Origin of the sequence: Sorangium sp. So ce281 (genome assembly GCF_051527395.1) — a bacterium.
Classification (GTDB): Bacteria; Myxococcota_A; Polyangia; order Polyangiales; family Polyangiaceae; genus Sorangium; species Sorangium cellulosum_B.
In genome coordinates this window covers 6,398,821-6,415,974 of the sequence record NZ_CP150322.1, presented here as the reverse complement: position 1 = coordinate 6,415,974, position 17,154 = coordinate 6,398,821, and the positions used below count along the sequence as shown (strand labels likewise).

The following is a 17,154-nucleotide window of genomic DNA, read 5'->3' as shown; positions in this document are numbered from 1 at the left end:
GCTCAGCCTCGTCCAAAGATGATGAGCCCGCTGCCCACCAAGACGAGCAGCGCCACGAGGAAATCTGCGGCGACGATGCGCCTCTTCGGGGTGCGGAGCAGCCCGAAGTGATCCAGCACGATTCCGAAGAGCACCTGCCCGACGAGCATGAGGGCAATGGTGCCCGAGAGCGTGAGGCCGCTGTTCACCGTGATCGCCGCCAGCACCACGGTGAGCGCGCCCGGGATGCCACCCAGATAGAACCAGAGCGGCGCCTCCCCCTGCTGCTCCTCGTCTCCACCTCGGGGGCGGGACAGCCGCGAGTGGAGCACGACGAGGATGAACGCCGCTGCGGCCCCTAGCCCATGCGCCGCCCAGGACGCGAAGAGCGGTGTGGTGTGTCTCGCCAGGAGGCTGTTGGTGTTGATCATCAACGCGAGGAGGAGCCCCCCCCCGACCGCCAGCAACCAATCTGTGGAACGTCCGCTCATGGGCATCAGCACCGTTCAATTCGACGACAGCGCCGCTCGCAGGCACGTCAGCACGTCTTCGAACGTGTCGGCCATCCAGGTCGGGCCGGACGACGTCAGCTCCTGCACGCCATGCACGCCGTAGGTCACCGCGACGGAGCGCATGCCGGCGGCCCTGGCCATGAGCACGTCGTGCGTCGTATCTCCCACCATCACCGCGCGCCCGGCCGGGACCCCTAATGTCTGCATGATCAGCTGCCCCATCTCGGGATCCGGCTTCGGCCGCGTCACCTCGTCGGCGCCGACGACCAGGTCGAACTGGCCACGAAGCCCCGCCGCCTCCAACAGCGCAGCGGCGCTCGCCGAGAACTTGCTGGTCGCCACGGCCAGGGCCACTCCATCATCGCGCAGCGCCTGCAGGCCCTCCGCGACCCCAGGAAACAACATCGAGCGCGCCTTCGGTAGAATGACCTCGCGGAACGAGACCTGGTACCAGCTGATGGCCTCGGCCACCCGCGCGTCATGCCGCGGGACGTCCATCAGCAGGCTGAACGCCTGCTCGAGCGGGAGCCCAATGGTCGCCCGCGTGGCGGAGGCATCCCGTGCCCGGAGGCCCATCGCCGCGAAGGCCGCCGAGAACGTCTCCACGATCGCGCGGGGGGAGTCGATGAGCGTTCCGTCCAGATCGAAGATGGCTGCGCGGTTCATCGTATCTTCCGCAAGGATGGAGACCATCATGAGCCTTTCCGCCAGCGGTATAGCGCGTGCGCGGCCGCGAGGCGACCGGCCACCTCCGCTGTGCTCACGAGGACTGCCATGTTTGCCTTGGCGGACCTCCCCTCGGTCGCCTCGTCGACGGCGCGCATGAGGTATTTGGTGAGCGCATTGCCGCGGATTCCGTCCCCTTCCGCGGCGGCCGTCGCCCTCGTCAATGCCGCGTCGACCTCTCGGCCGTCGATAGCGTCCTCCGCCCTGACGGGGCTGGTGATCAAGACGGAGCTCTGGTTGCCCAGAGCCCAGTGATTCTCGACGGCGCGGGCGATCGCCTCCTCGTCATCCAGCCTGTGAGGGCTGCGGATCCCGCTGGAAGCGCAGTAGAAGGCCGGGAAGTCGTCGGACCTGTAGGCGATCAAGGGCACGCAGTGCGTCTCTAGGTACTCCATGGTCAAGGCCAGATCGAGAATGCTCTTCGCCCCTGCGCAAACGACCGCGACCTTCGATCGGGTGAGCTGGATCAGATCGGAGGAGATGTCCATCGTCCGCTCCGCGCCGCGGTGCACGCCTCCGATGCCCGCCGAGGCGAAGAACGGGATGCTCGCCAGCTCCGCCGCGACCAGCGAGGACGCGACGGTCGTGGCGCCCATCCCGCCCGTCGCCAGGATGACGGACATATCTCGGCTGCTGACCTTGGGGATGCCCGGCGTCGCGCCGAAGCGCTCCATGTCCGCCGCCGTCATGCCGATCATGAGCCGACCGCCGTCGATGCCGATTGTCGCCGGAACGGCGCCGGCGGCCCGGACGGCTTGCTCCACCCTCCTGGCGGTGGCGACGTTCTCCGGATAGCGCAAGCCGTGCGTGATGACGTTGGACTCCAGCGCCACCACCGGCGCGCCGTCCCGGATGGCGTCAGAGACCTCCTCGCTGAGCGAGAGCGGTACGTTGGTGTGTCGATTGCGGCTCATTGTGATCGCTATGCTCGCAGCAGAGAGGTCAATATTGGGGGGCTTTGCACAGCAGCTCCTTGCGCTTCACGATCTGCGGCAGGTAGACCTTCTCGTTCCAGTCTGCCCTCTCGACCGGCTCGAGCGCGATCGAGATCGCGTCCTCGTGGCACCGGAACGCGCTCCTTACCGCGTCGGTGATCGCCGCGACCAGATCGGCCTGCTGCTGCTCGCTGAGTGAGACGGGGAAGTGCTTGATGTTGACGTGGGGCATGCGGATGTCCTCCATGGCTTCGGTGTTGTGTTCGGGCTTCGCGTCGGCGCGAAGTTGGCGGTGAATCTGCTCGATCAGCTCGTCGATGCCCGGCTCTTTGAGCAGGCCATAATGGTCGGCGTCGAGATCGATGAAGGTCGAGGCGCTCGTCGAGCAGCTATCATGTCCCTCGATGCCCTCGATGCTCTCGATGAACGACCGGTCGTCTCCCCGCGCCCTGAAGATCGTCACGGGCGCGCGGATGCGCCGCTCCACGAGCTCGCAGATGGTGTACTTGAACTCATAGGTTTGATGCACGATCCGGATGACCCGCTTCACCAGCTCCGGATCGAGGCCCGTGAATCTCCTGGCGATGAACGACGCGAAGCTCTCCTCGTCTCTGGCGACCTCAAGGCACTCGGCGAGCGCGGGGTCGGTGATGCTGCCGGCGAATACCGAGAAGAGGATCGTCGCATATTCCTTGTTGTCGTAGGTGGGCTCGCTGCCCCACGTCGAGGCGCTCTTCGCCCGAACCTTCGGCGACCCTGGGGCGATCAAGAACAGGTGCTCCACCCGCTCGCCAGCACGCTCGAGCTGATGAGTCGCTTCGAAGGCGACACGAGCGCCGAACGAATACCCCCACAGCGTGTAGGGCCCAGCGGGCTGAAGTCGCCGGATGACCTTGATGTCCTCTGCGGCCATCTGCTGGAGGGTGGGGTAAGGGATCTCGCCCTCGTTGATCCCGTGAGCCTGCACGCCGTACAGGGGTCGATCGGCGCCCATCTTGCGCGCGAGCAGCCTCAGGTTCATGGTGTAACCGCCGAGGCCCGGCCAGCAGTAGACGGGGTTCCCCGCGCCTCTCGTTTGCAGCCGCACGAGCCGTGATGCTGGCTCGACGCCCGCGCCGTCGACCACGAGCGCGAGCTTCTCGATGGTCGGCGACCCGAACAGGACTTGCAGCGGCAGGGAGGTCTGGAACGCCCTGTTGATCTTGCTCACCAGTCCGACGGCGATGAGCGAATTGCCTCCGGACTCGAAGAAATCATCTCGCACAGAGACCTCGTCCTGCTTCATCTCCTTGAGCCAGAGCTGCTTGATGCGCGCCTCGGTCTCCGTTCGAGGCGCCACGAAGGGCCGATCGGCGAGCTCCACCTTGACGCGGTCCAGCGCCTTGAGGTCGATCTTCCCGTTGGCTGTGAGCGGCAGCCTGTCCAGCACGATGACCTTGTTCGGAACCATGTAGTCGGGCAGGAAGCTCCCCAGGTCGTCCCGGATCATCTCCGCGGGCCCCTTCATGTGAACGACGTCCTCCTTCATCCCTTCGCTGAGCACCTGCTCCTCGCTGATGCGCCCGCCGACGAAGAAGTAGGAGGGGCCCGGGGCCCTGCCGCAGGCTTTCAAGATGCTGTCCATGCGCTTGGCCGAGGGCAGATCGTCCCCGGTCTTGGAGCTGTACCCCGAGGACATGAACCCGAGGTTGATGTCGTTCGCCTGCAGGTGCTGGAGCTTCCTCCCGAGGTCGATGTACCTCATCCAGCCCTTGGAGGTCCTGCTGATGACCGTGATGCCGAGGCTCGCCCTCTCGTAGACCTGCTGGTTGATGGCGATGACATGCCGCTTCAAGATCAGCTCGTCCGATAGCTTCTCGAGGGCGCCATCTCGGTACTGGTACTGACCCGCGGCAAGGTCAGCGACCTTGCCGGGGTGCACCTGGACGAAGATCTCGACCGCGTCGTCGGGGCGCGGCTCCGCGCGCGGGACGAGCTCGAACGTGCCGATGTAGTGGTCCTCATCCGCGGAGTCCAGGCGGCTCATCGTCGCGGGGGCATGGTCGAGCTCCTTGATGTCCAGCCCATAACGGGGCAGGATCTCCTCGAACAGACCCACCATGTGTCCCGCTTCAATCTCCAGGACTTCTTGAATGTTGTTCTTGTAGGTGGACTCGATGGCCCGCCTCTTTCCGACGAAATGCACCCTCGCCTGCGCCGCCGTGGAGGCGAGCTTCTCTCGTAGGAGGAACAGCTGGTGGTGAACAGGATGGTGGTAATAAACTCCGGACTTCAGGCCGCATAGATTGTCCAGCTCGAAGTACATCTGCGTCGCGTACAGCGCTCCTGGCGACGCGTAGCCGTACTTCGGCAGCAGGCGCTCCGCGCTCAGGAACTGCCCGAAGTACCGCAGAATCTCCCCGAGCTCCGCGAAGCTCAGCGCCTCCAGGCTTCGGGCGTGGGCGCCCGCGAGCCTCTGGCCGGCCCGCCGGCCGAGCAGGCGCAGGATGTCGGCCTTCGTGACGCCCTCGCCGTCGAAGAATCGATAGGTCTTGCGCGCGAACACCTGCTGTCTCTGCTCCCGGGTCGGCGTTCGGCCGGGCAGGTCGAAGACCGCCTTGCCGCGGATCTCCCGGGGGTCCCGGCATCCCGAGTTCGACAGCTGCGCCTTGACCTGGAGCTTGCTCTCCTTCGACGCGTGGTGGGCGCCGTGATGGCCCTGGTCCATCAGGGCTGCTTCTCTCGGGTTCAGCTCGACGAAGGCGATCAGGTTCTGGAAGCCGGTGCGGGGATCGTTCTTGACCGTGACCGCCGCGTGCTTGACCCAGTCGTGCAGCTCGATGGCCAGCCTTATCTCGTCGAGCTCGACCCGGAACCCGCGCAGCTTGATCTGGTTGTCGGCCCGGCCAGCGAACTGGACGGTGCCGTCGGCGTTCCAGTACGCGAGATCGCCGGTCCTGTAGAGCTTCGCGCGCCGGCCATCCGCCTGGAACGGGTCGTCGATGAACCGCTCGGCGGTCAGGTCGGGCCGGTTCAGGTACCCTCGTGCGAGCTGGGCTCCGCCGATGTAGAGCTCGCCGATCTCGCCCAAGACCACGGGCGACCGGCGCTCGTCGAGGATATGGTACTGCGTATCGTGCACGGGAGCGCCGATGGAGATCGTGCTGGGGCCGTCGTGAACCGTGCGGCGATCGACCGTGAACGCGGACGAGTTGATGGTGCATTCGGTCGGGCCGTACAGGTTGACCAGCTCGCACCCGGGCAGCACCTCGAGGCACCGGAGCGCGAGGCTCCTGGACAGGGCTTCTCCGCCGCTGAAGACCTGCGTGAGCGAGTCGCAGCGGTGGAGCGCTTCGGTGTCCAGGAGGGCCTGGAGCAGGGTCGGAACACACTGTAGCGTCGTCACGCGGTGCCTGATGATGGTTTCGATCAGCCGCTCCGGGTCCCGGTACACGCCAGGGCTGCCCACGACGACGGTGCTGCCGCAGGCGGGCGCCAGGATCTCCCACTGGGCCGCGTCGAAGCTCATGGGCGTCTTCTGCAGGACGACCCGCCTCCGATCCAGCCCATGGGCCGTCCGGAGCCAGCCCATCTGGTTGACGATGCTCCGATGCTCGATCATCACGCCCTTCGGCTTCCCGGTGCTGCCGGAGGTGTAGATGACGTAGGCCAGGTTGTGTGAGCGCAGGCCGGAGCCCAGGTCGCGGTTCTCGGCGCTCGCGTCCGAGCGGCCGTGGGCCGCGGCGTCTCTCAGGGTGACGATCTTCGTGCCTCGCGGGGCGAGCTCGGTCAGCCTGGCCTTGAGGTCCTCTTGAGAGAAGATGACCTTGGTGCAGCTGTCCTCGATCATGTAGCGCAGTCGGTCCTCGGGGTACTCCGGCGAGAGCGGCAGGTAAGCGCTGCCAGAGAGGACGATCCCCCATGCGCCCACCATCAGGTCGATCGACGGCTCCACGAACAGACCGACGCAGTCGTCGAGCGCCACGCCGAGGCGCCGCAGGTACATCGCCACATCCGAGCTGCGCGCCGCGAGCTCGCGGTAGGTCAGGATCTCGTCCTCACGGACGACGGCAGCGCTGTCCGGCTGCGCCCGGACCTGCTCCCTGAGCAGGTCAGTGATGCACGACCCTGCGAAGGAGGCTGCTTCCATGGCGGCGTGTCGCGCTGGCTGCTCCCGCGCGTCAGCGACGGCGCGGGGCGAACGGATCATGGGTTGTTTCACAATCATCCTCTTGACGTGATGTCGCTGGCCTCTGGATGAGCACCACGGATCATGCGCGCACGTCCCCCTCGGCATGCCGTCGGGAGCGCCGCAGGCGATCGTCGCGATACCCCGCCGCGAACGTGCCCCAGCAGACTGCGTGCCATGCCGTCGCGGCGTGCTGCGGCAGCGGAGGCGTCGCAGGGACGACCGAGATTACGTCCGGCTTCTCGCGCCCTCACGATCTCGACCCGTCAGCGAGGCGACCGCCCGGCCGCGTGTTCGGGCAGCGCATTGCGTGAGCGCGCTGCGTGGTCGGGCAACCCGTTGCGCAAGTACGCCTGGCGCGCCTGGGCGGCGCGTGTCGCCGCTGCGCCGCGTGCTGCACGACCGTGCAGATCGCGAGGGCCGCTCCTCTCTCGGAGTATGAGGAATCGAGCGAGAGACAGGCGTCCCGGCGGTGCGGCTTCTACCGGGTCCAGGTGGGCGCGAAGGAGGACTTCCTCCGGATCATGGCAGCTGGCGCCTCTGCGGGACCCAGCGCTTGCCGGGCCGCTGGCCTTCCACGGGTGCCAATCTTTGCCTGAATGGCAAGGGGTGCCGGCAAGCGTTGCATGCGGCGCCCTCGGCTCCAGCCTCGGCCGTCGCGATCATGCCAGAGGAGCACCGGCAAAGGAGCGCGGCCCTCGGCCCCTGCCGGCGCGAGGGGCCGGCGGCCCCTCGCTACGCGCGGCGGACGATGTCTTGCAGCGCGCTCTCCAGCCGGCGCTCGATGGCGGGGTCGTCGAGCGTCGGCGTGATCTCCTCGGGCACGACGCGCGCGCGCATGATGACCCGCGCATAGATGAACGCGTCGCGCGCGTTCGGAGGGTCCTTGTCGCCGAGACAGGAGCGGAGCAGCTGGTACGCTCGGCCTTTCACCACGCCTCCGCTGTCCGCGCGCGCTCGACGGTGGTGATGATCCGGCGCACCGCGGCGGTCGCGGTCTCGTGCGCCGCGAACGCGTCCCGCACGACGTGCGTTGCCCTCGCGGCGGCGCCCTCGTCGAGCGTGCCCCCGAGCACGCTCTCGGCGAGCCGGACGAGCGGGCTGATCTCGACCATGTCCCGCGTGAGGGACCGCGTCGCCTGGGCGAGCTCGGACGCGGCCTCGGCCGGAGCGGAGCGCGAGAGGGCCATGGCGTCGTCGGCGAGCTCGGCCGCGATCGCGAACATGTCCCGGTAGCAGTCGACCGCCGCGCGCAGATCGTCCTGGCTCGGCGCGACCTGCGGCGACTCCGGCAGCGTCGCCGCCGCGCGCTGCGCCTCGGTGATCACGGGCGCGATGGCCATGAGCGCGCCCTCCAGCGCACGCGCGGTCTGCCCGAACCGGGCGAGTCGCTCCCTCGCGGTGCGGTTCGGCGGCGGCGTGTCGCTCTCCAGCGCCTCGAGCCGCGCGCCGGCCTCGGCGGCGAGCCGATGGAGGCCCTCGACGACGCCCGGCTCGAAGCTGCGCGGGACGAGGTCGATCACGCAGAGCGAGCCGACCACATGCCGGCGCACCCGCACCGGCACACCCGCGTACGCGCGGATGCCGTAACGCTCCACCAGCTCCTTGGGCACGCGCTCGTCGTGAACGGCGTCCTCGACCACGAGCGGCTGCTCGTGGCGCACCACGAGCTGGCAGAACGAGCTGCTCCGTGAGGTCGCGCAGCTGACGCCCAGGTCGGGCGGCAGGCCGCGGTGCGCGCGGAACAGCTGGATGTGTCGGACCACCAGGCTCACGAGCGCCATCGGCGTCCGGGCGAGCTCGGCCGCCCGCTCGACGCAGGCGTCCAGGATGGCGTCCGCGTCGTCGCGCAGCAGCACGTGGTGCAGCTCGGCGAGGCGCGCGGGATCGTTCAAATCGGCCATGGGGGTGCTCTTGCCGGGGCGACAGGGCGGGCTCAACCGCGAGCGCCGCCATGCCTGCGCCCGGCCCACGACCTTACCGCAACCCGGCGCCTCGAGGTGCCCCCGCGAGCGTTTTCCCTGGGGCGTGTTCCTGAATGAATGAATGAGTGATCCCGCCGAGACGCTCCCCGGACGTCCAAGGCGACCACCGCGGCGTCGGGTCGTATCAGGGCGATGTCCGCGCGCAGCGTGATCGCGCCTCGTGTTACTCGCGCGCGAGCGGCAGCGCCCAGGGCCCTCCGGCGCCGGCGCGAGAGATCACCTGGGGCAACGCGTCGCTCGCCCGCTCGGGCGCGTAGTCGTAGGGGGGCGTGAAGACGGCATCGGCCGGCTCCCCGTCGCCGCCCAGGTGAACGCCGCTCTCGTCGCGGTAGAGGTTCGAGCCAGGGACGGCCAGGAGGAGTCCCCGGCCCGTCCCGTCGCTGCAGTCCGAGCGCCGCGTCGCTGCCTCGGCGTTCTCGAACACGCTCGCCTCGAGCAGCAGCTGCCCCTCACAGGCGGCGCCGACCGCCCAGTCCGAGATGTTCGAGAACACATTGTTGAAGAGGTGGGCGCGCGCTCGGGATCCGGTGGCGAGGGGGGCGCGCGTCCTCACTTCATCGAAGCGACAGTGGTGCATCGTCACCTCGGCGTCGGTGATCGTGCAGGCCCAGCGCTCGCGGCCGCCGCACTCGGCCTCGTTGCTGCCGTCGAAGTGGCCGTAGGAGAAGGTGACCCCGCTCGTGCCCGCGTGGACGTCGGCGAAGGCGTCGCTGATCCGTTGGACGGTCGCGTGATCGATCCAGACCCTGGAGGCTTGCGTCAGCGTGAACGCATCGCCCGCTTCGTGCACGTTCGAGTTCAGATCGTAGAGGGCGAGGTTGCGGATGATCACGTTCTCGCTCTGGTTGAGATCCATGTTCACGCCCGGCAGCGCCGCGCCGCGCCCGAGCCCGACGAGGGTCTTGTTGGAACCGAACGGGACGATGCGATGGTTCCGCGTCGCCCCGACGAGCGGACGCTCGCAGGTCGCGTCCCCGGTGAGGACCTCATAGAACGTCTTCTCGGGCTCCTCCGAGCAGGCGCTGGGACAGACCTCGATGTTTTGGACCTCCGATCCCTGGCGGCGGAAGTCGTGAACGCCTTCGGCGAGCAAGAGCACAGCCGGCTCGTCCGAGCGGGCGAGGCTCTCGAGCTCGGTCCAGCTCGAGACGAGCACGGGCTTCGCCCCCGCGCCCCCCGTTGTGCCCTCGCCAAAGCCGATCGGCTCGATCCGTATCACTTTTCGGAGGGCGATGGGCCCCCTCGTCCCGAGCGCGGGCCCGATCCAGCGAGCCGCCGTGCTCGAGGGGAAAACCGCCTCGGGATCACAGCCCGGCAGATCTCCAGCGCTCCCCAGCTCGCGCGCCGCCGTCCAGCCGCTGTCGTCGTAGCCGGGCGCGGTCCAGTCCCCTTCCGGCGCGGCGCTCAGCTTCCAGTCGCTGCCGCTCTCATGGCTGCGCTCGAGCTCGTCGAGGTGGACGAGCGCCGCGGGGGTCCCCGCTGCGGCATGAACGCTCACGGCGATCACGTTCTCTCCCGGAAGCAAGGAGAGGGGCACGAAGATCGGAGCGCGCGCCGACTCGCTCGCGGCGATGAGATCCCCGTTGACGTAGACGCGGAAGGTATCGCGCGCCGTGATGGAGAGACCGGGGCCCTCGAGCGCCCCGTAGCTCGCGCTGACGAGCAGCGAACTCGCGAGCTCCTCTCCCTCTCCGAAGGCGGCCCCCGGAGGGAGCTCCGCCGCGGGCGGCTCGCCGTCGCAGGCGAGCTCCGTGAGGGGGGGAGAGCTGCCGCCGACACCCGCGTTCCCCCGAGGTCGGGTGGCCGTCTGGATGAGCTGATCCTCGCAGGAGAGCCCCCAGGCCAAGGCCGAGAGCGCGGCGACTCGGAGGAGCCAGGTGCGGCAGGAGAGGCGCATGGCGAACAGGGCAAAGCTGCGGGGCGACGCCCGGGAGCGCAACCCAAATGCTCCGAGTCACCTGCTCCGATCTAGCGTCCTGGCGGCGGGCGAATTTTTCTGGAGGCTCGGGACGCCCCCAAGTAACTAGGAGAGAGTGGCTCAACCCACGCGCTCCGCCCCGCCGCCCGGATCCACCTTGGCCCGCTTCCCCGCCGACAAGCGGTCGGACGCGAGCCTGGTCGCAGGCGCCGCCGCCGGAGAGCGGGAGGCCCTCGCCGTCATCTGGGACAGGTATTCGGGTCTCGTGCGAGGTGTGCTGTATGGCGCCCTCGGTCCCGACACGAGCCTCGAAGACCTGGTCCAGGAGGTCTTCCTGGGCCTGATCCAGGGGGCCGCGCGCATCCAGGACGGGGGGGCCCTCCGTGGCTATCTGGCGTCCGTGGCGGCGCGGCAGGCAGCGCTCGAGATACGGAAGCGCAAGATACGCCGCTGGGTGGGCCTTTCCCCGAGCGGAGAGCTCCCCGAGCGCGCCCTCGAGCGCGTCGACTTCGAGCATCGCGAGGTGCTCAGCGCCCTCCACCGCGTGCTCGACAAGCTGAGCACGCGCCGGCGCATGGCCTTCGTGCTGCGCCACGTGCAAGGCCTCGACATGCTCGAGACGGCCGCGGCGCTCGGCGTGTCCGAGTCGACGGTGCGCCGTGAGCTCGAGAGCGCGCGCGCGTTCTTGCTCAAGGCGCGCGAGCCAGCCCTCCAGGAGTTCCTGTCCCGGTGTGAAGGATTTCGGCCATGAGCGAACCCGAACGACAGCTCGATCCCGTCGCGGCCCTCCTGCAGAGAGCCGCTCAGCTGAGCGAGCCGGAGCGCCGCGAGGCGCGCGCCGCCTTCCTGCGCCGTGTCGACGAGGAGCAGGCGCGCTCGAGGAACGCGCGGGTGGTCGTTCGCTGGGTGGCTCCGCTCGCCCTCGCCGCGAGCGTGCTGATGGGCGTTTTCTTCTTCTGGCGAACGGAGCGAGGTCTCGATTACGTCGTCGAGGGCGCGGTGAACGAGAGCGGCTATGTGCGCGTACCGGTCGATCACCCGGCCGCCATCACCTTCTCCGATCAGACGCGGATCCGGGCCGCTGCAGGGACGCGGCTTCGTATCGACGAGCCCAGGAACGAGCGTGGCGCCCGCATCTCGGTCGAACGCGGCCGGGTCGAAGCCGAGGTCACGCACACCGGGCACAGCGATTGGCGCTTCGTCGCGGGTCCCTTCGTCGTCCGCGTGGTGGGCACGCGCTTCGAGCTCCTCTGGGACGCTGACCGCGAGCGGCTCGAGGTGATCCTGCGCGAGGGGGCGGTCGAGGTGGAGGGCTACTCCGGCTCTGGCGCCGTGAGCGTGCGCGCGGGGCAGCGCTTCGTGGGGGACGCTCAGGCGAGGACCCTGCACGTCAGCGACACGACGGCTCAAGCCCCCGACACGGCGGCGCAGGGCCCCGACACGGCGGCGCAAGGCTCCGAGCCCGCGCCTCCCGCGGCGCAGGGACAGCTCGCCGAGGTCGCGGCACCGCCGCCGGAGCCCGCTGTTCCCCCGGCGCCGAGCTCTGCTGAAACCCCGGCGGCCCTGGTCGCCCCGCCGAGCGCCAAACCACCCTGGAGCAAGCTCGTTTCCCAGGGCGAGTTCCGGCGTGTCGTCCAGGAGGCCGCGGCGCGGGGCACGCAGAGCTGTCTCACCTCCTGTGATGCCGCCGACTTGAACGCCCTGGCCGACGCCGCTCGCTACGTGGGGCAGAACGAGCTCGCCGAGCAGGCCCTGCTCGCCCTGCGCTCGCGCTACGCATCGACCGCGGGGAGCCGCGCGGCCTTCTTGCTCGGGCGCCTTCACGAGAGCCGCGGCGCCGCCGCGCGCGCCAGGACCTGGTACGAGACGGCCCTTCGCGAGGCGCCGGGCGGCGCCTTCGCCGCCGAAGCGCTCGCGGGGAAGATGCGCACGATCCAGAGCCTCGAAGGACCGGCCGCCGCGCGCGTGGTGGCGCAAGAGTACCTGCGCCTCTATCCGATCGGGGTCCACGCCAAGACGGCTCGACAGCTCGCCGCTCAGCCCTGATCCATGGTCCGGCGGGCGCGAACGCTCCTCGTCCTGCTCCTGCTGCTCGTCTGCCCTCGAGCGGCGTGGGCGCAGCGCGTGCTCGTCGTCCGGCCGGACCCGCGCGATGCAACGCTCTTCGAGGCCTTCGGGCGGCTCTCTGCCGAGCTGGCGCTCCAGTCCTTCGAGGTCATCGTGCTCGGGAGCGCCGCGCGATCGCCCGGGGCCGAGGAGCTCGAGCGCGAGGCGCAGGAGAGCGAGGCCTTCGCGGCTGTTGCGCTGCGGCGCGACGGGAGCGGCACGGCCGCCGAGGTGTGCATCGTGGACCGCGTGACCGGCAAGACGACCACGCGCAAGCTCCTCATCGATCCCTCCAGCGACGGCCCGATGCTCCTCGCGGTGCGCGCCGTCGATCTCCTGCGCGCAAGCCTCCTCGAGCTGGGCCCGGGCCAGGCTCCCGCTCGGGACGTGCTCGGCGTCGAGGCCCGGCCGCCCGCCCCCGAGGTGCTCCGCTTTTCCCGGGAGCCGCCTCGCTTTCACGTGCGCACGGGAGGGCTCGTCCTCTTCACGCCTCCGGTGGGGGGCGGCGTCGGCGCGCAGATCGAGGCGCACACCCGCCTCGACGAGCGCTTCCGTCTCGGCCTGCTCCTCGGCGGTCCCCTCTTTGGCGCCGAGTTCCGTGCAGCAGGCGGCGCCGCCCGGGTGCGCCAGGAGCTCGCGCTCCTCCGGGCCAGCTGGAACCTCGGGCAAACGGCTGCCGGTCTTCACTGGGAATGGGGGCCGCTCCTTGGCGTCGGCGCCTACCACCTCCAGGCCACCGGCCATGTCGAGCCGCCGCTCGTGGGGCGCAGCGAGGAGTTCTTCAGCTTCGCCGCGGACGCGGGGCTGAGCGTCCAGTACTTCTTTCATCCGAGCGTGGGCCTCGGTCTCGAGCTCACCTGTCTGACGCTCCTGCCGCGCCCCATCATCGCCGTCGATGAAGCGCGCTCCGCTCCGCTCATCGCTCAGGCCCTCGGCGCGCTCAGCCTGGGGGTCTCGTTCTGAGGGAGCATGGCGAGGCGCGCGCGTCCACGAGGCGTCACGGGACGAGGGCGTTGATGTACTCCTCGAGGTTCGTCCAGCCGTCGCCGTTGCGGTCGCCATTGCGATCCTCGGGGTCGTGAGGATCGAGCGAGGCGGAGACCTCCCACGCATCGGGCATCCCGTCCTGATCCGTGTCCGTGGGCGCAGAGCCCCCCGGGATCTCTCCAACGGTGTTGGGGAGACCGAGGCTCTTCTCGTCGCTGATCGTGGCGCCCTCGGCCCCGAGGGACGCGAGCTCTTCCATGACGAAGTCGTCGACCGCGTCACGCCAGAGAGACGCCCCGGCGTGCTCCATCACGTGGTCGAAGGCGTCCTCTGCGCTCATCGCGGGCACCTCGGGAACCTCGACGCTCGGCGCCGTCTCCCAGGTCACCGAGCCGAAGTCTCCCTGGCCGAGCAGGCGGCCGTTCAGGACACCGTCCTTGTTGCTGTCGTACCAGTTGTCGACGGCATAGAGGTGGTACTCGGGCGTGGGGCTGTCCAGGGTGCCACCCTTCGTCTCCGGGCCGGGGATCAGCGTGTTGCCGACCATCGCCCCGTCCGAGCGCCCGCTCGTGTCGCCCAGGATGTACCCCGAGGTGACCCAGTTGTAGACGACGTTGTTGACGAACTGCAGCGTCCCGCGGGCCTTGGGGTTACGGGAATTGTTGTCGATGTACAAGGACCGGATGATCGATGTGCCGGTCGTGTTGACGATGCCGCCCGTGCTGTGGGTCTGGAGCCCCTGAGCGACGATCGAATCTTGAAGCGTGATGTTGTAGAGCTCCGCCCCGCTCTCCCGGTTCAGATCGAAGGTGCCGTCGCGCCCCCAGCTGAGGGAGCAATGGTCCCAGATCACATCGTGCCCGTTGGCCATGGTGACGGTGTCCTTGCCGGAGTCGCCGATCTTGCCCATGCGAAACCGCACGTAGCGAACGATCGTGTTCGACGCGCCGGAGAAGGACGTGCCGTTCCCGTAGAGGGTGATGCCGCCGCCGGGCGCTGTTTGTCCGGCGATCGTCTGGTTGTTCTTGAACACCAGGCGGGAGTCGAGCTTGATGACGCCGCCGACGTCGAAGACCACGGTGCGATTCGGCTGGCTGATGGCATCTCGCAGGGAGCCGGGCCCCGCATCGTTCAGGTTGGTGACATGGTAGACGTCGCCGCCGCGGGCGCCGGTGGCCAGCCGCCCGAATCCCTCGGCGCCGGGGAAGGCCCCGAACTCGACGGTGCCCGACCCGCCCGTCCCGGCGCCGCCGCCCGCACCCGCGCTCGGTGCGCCGCCGCCCGCGCCCGGGCTCGGTGCACCGCCGCCCGCGCCCGGGCCTGGCGCGCCGCCGGCCCCTCCAGCTCCCGTCGTCACCCCGGATGCGGCGTCGCTGCCCGATGCCTCTCCGCCCGGCGTCGCTCCGCCCGCGCCAGCAGGATCCATCGAGGGAGCTCCGCCGCTCCCGGAGCCGTCGTGCGGTGTCCCAGAACAGGCCCACGCGGCCGCACCCAGAACAAGAAGTGACAGCCAAGAGATGCTCGCCCGGCCTGGCGGGCATCGCGCCCAGGTCTTCATGCGCCCGGAGTTGATCGAGCCCCTGCTCACCTTTCAGAAATCGTCACCCGCGGCGCGGGATGGCGTGCTGGGTCGCACGCGACGCCGCGAACGTCCTGGCAGTGTTGCCACCGGGCTCAGCGGAGGCGGGCGCGCCGAGCTCAGCGCTGCTGGCTCATCGCAAACGCGATGCCGCTCTGGAGCGAGCCCATCGTGACGACGCTGCCCAGATCGACGCCGAGCGCCACGAGGATCTGCGCGACCTCCGGGCGGATACCGGTGAGGACCATCTGCGCGCCGAGCAGGCGTACGGCCTTCGCCGTCCGGATGAGCGCGTCGGCGACCTGTGAGTCCACGTTCGATACGCCCGTGATGTCGAGGATCACCACCTTGGACTGCTCGGCGCTGACGCCCTGGAGCAGCCGCTCGAGGACCGCCGCGGCGCGGCTCGAGTCCATCACGCCGATGAGCGGCATGATGACGGCCCGATCGCTGATGCGAAGCAGGGGGGTCGACAGCTCGCGGAGGGTAGCGGCCTGGACCCGGATCACCTCGTCCTTCAGGCGGACGCGCTCCTCCTCGGCCCGCTTGCGCTCGGTGAGGTCCGCCGTCACGGTCGCCAGCGCCATGGGCTCCCCTGTCTCCGGGTCCCTGATCAGGAAGGAGTTGTAAAGGACCGGAACCGCGGCCCCGGTCTTGAAGTGCCTGAACCTGAACTCCCCGACCCAGCGGCCGTGCTCCATCGTCGCGGGCATGATGTGCCGCTCGATATAAGGGAGGTCGTCGGGGAAGAAGAAGCTGCCAATCGTCACGCGCGGCAGCTCGCTCGCCTCGAGGCCGACGAGCCGCAGCCCCGCCTCGTTGAGGTACTGGGCGACGCCGTCCAACGAGGCGATGCCGATGAAATCCGAGCTGTTCTCCGCCACAGCGGCGAGCCGCTTCTGCGCCGCCTCGATCTTGAGGAGCTGCGCCTCGCGCTCGTGCAGCGCCTGGATCTCCCGCCTGTGCTCGGCCAGCTCGCGCTCGCGCTGGGCCAGCGCCTGCTCCAGGCGGACGACGCGCTCCCGCAGCGCCGATGCGTCGCTCGGATCGAGTCGGCCATCCATGCTCATGGCGCTTCCCTCATGCTCGCTTGTTGTCTCACGCTCGCCCCTGCGCGGCGCACAGCACCACAAAACGTGTTCCTGCGAGCCGCCGTGTCCCCGAGGCGCGATGAACTATAAGCGAGAGAACGGTCCTCGATCTACTGGAAAGCCAGGCTGGGACGTCCTCATCGCAGTTGTCGGCTTGCCTACGCAGCGCCGTTGTCCTCCTTGTTGAACCATGAGCCCACAGCAAGCCAGGAGAACTCATCCGCAGCCCCGGAGATGCGGCGCAGGTCCCACCCGCCGTACGGTGTTTGGTGACCGGACGGCCCGGTCCACCTTGGAGAGGATGGTAGGGGACACCATGGGCACACTGAGCACTTCCAAACGAATCCTGGTCACCGGCGCGTCGCGCGGGATCGGACGCGCGGCCGCGCTCGCGCTCGGCAAGCAGGGACACACGGTGGTGCTCGCTGCGCGCGACGAGCACGCGCTGAGGTCGCTCGCCCGCGAGATCGCTGGCGCGGGCGGGCGGGCCGAGGTCGTCCCGATGGATGTCACGGACGACGGGAGCGTCGAGCGCGGGATCGCGCGGCTCCTCGAGGCGGGGCCGTGCGACGTCGTGATCAACAACGCAGGTTCCTGCGACCAGACGGATTTCATGGCGCAGGACATGAGCACGCGACGCGCCGAGATGGATCTCAATTACTGGGGTGCGGTGCGGGTGACGCGCGCGCTGCTGCCGGCGATGCTGGTGCGCCGCTCGGGCGTCATCGTGAACGTCTCGTCGTTGCTCGGGGTCATCGCGTCGCCGACGGCGGCCAATTATTCGGCGACGAAGGCGGCGCTCGGCGCGTGGTCGCATGCGCTCCGAGGCGAGGTGGGCCGCTTCGGCATCAAGGTCGTCGTGTTCGTGGCGCCCCACACCGACACGGCGTGCGGCCGTGGCACCCGCTTCGACGGCGTGGTGAGCTTGCCTGTCGAGTACACGGCGAAGGAGCTGCTCCGCGCCGTCGATCGGGCGCCCCGGCAATTCGCGGGGAGCCCCGTCTATCGGCTTCTCTTGCGGCTCGCCGGGCTCTTTCCGGCCTTCCTCGAGGCGCGGGTCGCCGCGTCGGCGCGGGCTCATCTGCTGCCTGGCTACGGGCCGTAGGAGCGAGCGCGGAGGATCTGCGTAACGAGAGAGCCCCGAAGAGCCCGCTCGCGCTGGTCACCG

Annotated in this window: 13 protein-coding genes; 4 read left to right on the top strand and 9 right to left on the bottom strand. The window is 69.2% G+C overall.

Going from position 1 to position 17,154, the window contains the following annotated elements; genetic code table 11:
• Nucleotides 1-2: 2 nt before the first annotated feature.
• The 7 genes from WMF27_RS24375 to WMF27_RS24345 form a co-directional block, all read right to left on the bottom strand.
• Nucleotides 3-476: a DMT family transporter gene (locus WMF27_RS24375; RefSeq protein WP_437766483.1), complete on the bottom strand. Its 474-nt coding sequence runs from the start codon at nucleotides 474-476 to the stop codon at nucleotides 3-5.
• A 9-nt stretch (nucleotides 477-485) separates the two neighbouring features.
• The gene (locus tag WMF27_RS24370) at nucleotides 486-1,157 is read right to left on the bottom strand and encodes an HAD family hydrolase (RefSeq protein ID WP_437769812.1); all 672 of its coding nucleotides are present in this window, start codon (nucleotides 1,155-1,157) and stop codon (nucleotides 486-488) included.
• Between the two features lie 26 nt (nucleotides 1,158-1,183).
• Nucleotides 1,184-2,131, bottom strand: a complete 948-nt coding sequence (locus WMF27_RS24365; RefSeq protein WP_437766484.1) for a pseudouridine-5'-phosphate glycosidase — start codon at nucleotides 2,129-2,131, stop codon at nucleotides 1,184-1,186.
• A 28-nt stretch (nucleotides 2,132-2,159) separates the two neighbouring features.
• A complete protein-coding gene (locus WMF27_RS24360; RefSeq protein WP_437766485.1) occupies nucleotides 2,160-6,281 on the bottom strand; it encodes an amino acid adenylation domain-containing protein in 4,122 nt (1,373 codons plus the stop codon).
• Between the two features lie 774 nt (nucleotides 6,282-7,055).
• Entirely contained in the window at nucleotides 7,056-7,253 is a 198-nt protein-coding gene (locus WMF27_RS24355) for a hypothetical protein (RefSeq protein WP_157906899.1), read from the bottom strand.
• A complete protein-coding gene (locus tag WMF27_RS24350; protein WP_437766486.1) occupies nucleotides 7,250-8,224 on the bottom strand; it encodes a GAF domain-containing protein in 975 nt (324 codons plus the stop codon). The genes WMF27_RS24355 and WMF27_RS24350 overlap by 4 nt, the downstream gene beginning before the upstream one ends.
• 244 nt (nucleotides 8,225-8,468) lie before the next feature.
• Nucleotides 8,469-10,202: a pectate lyase family protein gene (locus tag WMF27_RS24345; RefSeq protein WP_437766487.1), complete on the bottom strand. Its 1,734-nt coding sequence runs from the start codon at nucleotides 10,200-10,202 to the stop codon at nucleotides 8,469-8,471.
• A gap of 136 nt (nucleotides 10,203-10,338) precedes the next feature.
• Between WMF27_RS24345 and WMF27_RS24340 the strand changes: the two genes are divergently transcribed.
• The 3 genes from WMF27_RS24340 to WMF27_RS24330 are packed head-to-tail and all read left to right on the top strand — an operon-like array spanning nucleotide 10,339 to nucleotide 13,292.
• The gene (locus WMF27_RS24340) at nucleotides 10,339-10,974 is read left to right on the top strand and encodes an RNA polymerase sigma factor (protein ID WP_437943019.1); all 636 of its coding nucleotides are present in this window, start codon (nucleotides 10,339-10,341) and stop codon (nucleotides 10,972-10,974) included.
• Nucleotides 10,971-12,269, top strand: coding sequence for a FecR domain-containing protein (locus WMF27_RS24335; protein WP_437766489.1), 1,299 nt, complete (start codon nucleotides 10,971-10,973; stop codon nucleotides 12,267-12,269). Before WMF27_RS24340 ends, WMF27_RS24335 begins: the two co-directional genes overlap by 4 nt.
• Before the next feature lie 3 nt (nucleotides 12,270-12,272).
• Nucleotides 12,273-13,292 carry a hypothetical protein gene (locus tag WMF27_RS24330; RefSeq protein WP_437766490.1) on the top strand — a complete coding sequence of 340 codons (1,020 nt, stop codon included), beginning with the start codon at nucleotides 12,273-12,275 and terminating at the stop codon, nucleotides 13,290-13,292.
• Between the two features lie 34 nt (nucleotides 13,293-13,326).
• Here WMF27_RS24330 and WMF27_RS24325 read toward each other — a convergent pair whose 3' ends face one another.
• A complete protein-coding gene (locus WMF27_RS24325) occupies nucleotides 13,327-14,742 on the bottom strand; it encodes a pectate lyase family protein (protein ID WP_437766491.1) in 1,416 nt (471 codons plus the stop codon).
• A gap of 272 nt (nucleotides 14,743-15,014) precedes the next feature.
• Nucleotides 15,015-15,965, bottom strand: a complete 951-nt coding sequence (locus WMF27_RS24320; protein WP_437766492.1) for an STAS domain-containing protein — start codon at nucleotides 15,963-15,965, stop codon at nucleotides 15,015-15,017.
• 337 nt (nucleotides 15,966-16,302) lie between these two features.
• Between WMF27_RS24320 and WMF27_RS24315 the strand changes: the two genes are divergently transcribed.
• Nucleotides 16,303-17,091 carry an SDR family NAD(P)-dependent oxidoreductase gene (locus WMF27_RS24315; RefSeq protein WP_437943018.1) on the top strand — a complete coding sequence of 263 codons (789 nt, stop codon included), beginning with the start codon at nucleotides 16,303-16,305 and terminating at the stop codon, nucleotides 17,089-17,091.
• Nucleotides 17,092-17,154: the final 63 nt, after the last annotated feature.

Bases quoted from the DNA above. Each gene is read 5' to 3' on its own strand.
- WMF27_RS24370 (WP_437769812.1), bottom strand. From the start codon at position 1,157: ATGAACCGCGCAGCCATCTTCGATCTGGACGGAACGCTCATCGACTCC.
- WMF27_RS24315 (WP_437943018.1), top strand. From the start codon at position 16,303: ATGGGCACACTGAGCACTTCCAAACGAATCCTGGTCACCGGCGCGTCG.
- WMF27_RS24350 (WP_437766486.1), bottom strand. From the start codon at position 8,224: ATGGCCGATTTGAACGATCCCGCGCGCCTCGCCGAGCTGCACCACGTG.
- WMF27_RS24325 (WP_437766491.1), bottom strand. From the start codon at position 14,742: ATGGATCCTGCTGGCGCGGGCGGAGCGACGCCGGGCGGAGAGGCATCG.
- WMF27_RS24320 (WP_437766492.1), bottom strand. From the start codon at position 15,965: ATGAGCATGGATGGCCGACTCGATCCGAGCGACGCATCGGCGCTGCGG.
- WMF27_RS24330 (WP_437766490.1), top strand. From the start codon at position 12,273: ATGGTCCGGCGGGCGCGAACGCTCCTCGTCCTGCTCCTGCTGCTCGTC.
- WMF27_RS24360 (WP_437766485.1), bottom strand. From the start codon at position 6,281: ATGGAAGCAGCCTCCTTCGCAGGGTCGTGCATCACTGACCTGCTCAGG.
- WMF27_RS24365 (WP_437766484.1), bottom strand. From the start codon at position 2,131: ATGAGCCGCAATCGACACACCAACGTACCGCTCTCGCTCAGCGAGGAG.
- WMF27_RS24345 (WP_437766487.1), bottom strand. From the start codon at position 10,202: ATGCGCCTCTCCTGCCGCACCTGGCTCCTCCGAGTCGCCGCGCTCTCG.
- WMF27_RS24335 (WP_437766489.1), top strand. From the start codon at position 10,971: ATGAGCGAACCCGAACGACAGCTCGATCCCGTCGCGGCCCTCCTGCAG.
- WMF27_RS24375 (WP_437766483.1), bottom strand. From the start codon at position 476: ATGCCCATGAGCGGACGTTCCACAGATTGGTTGCTGGCGGTCGGGGGG.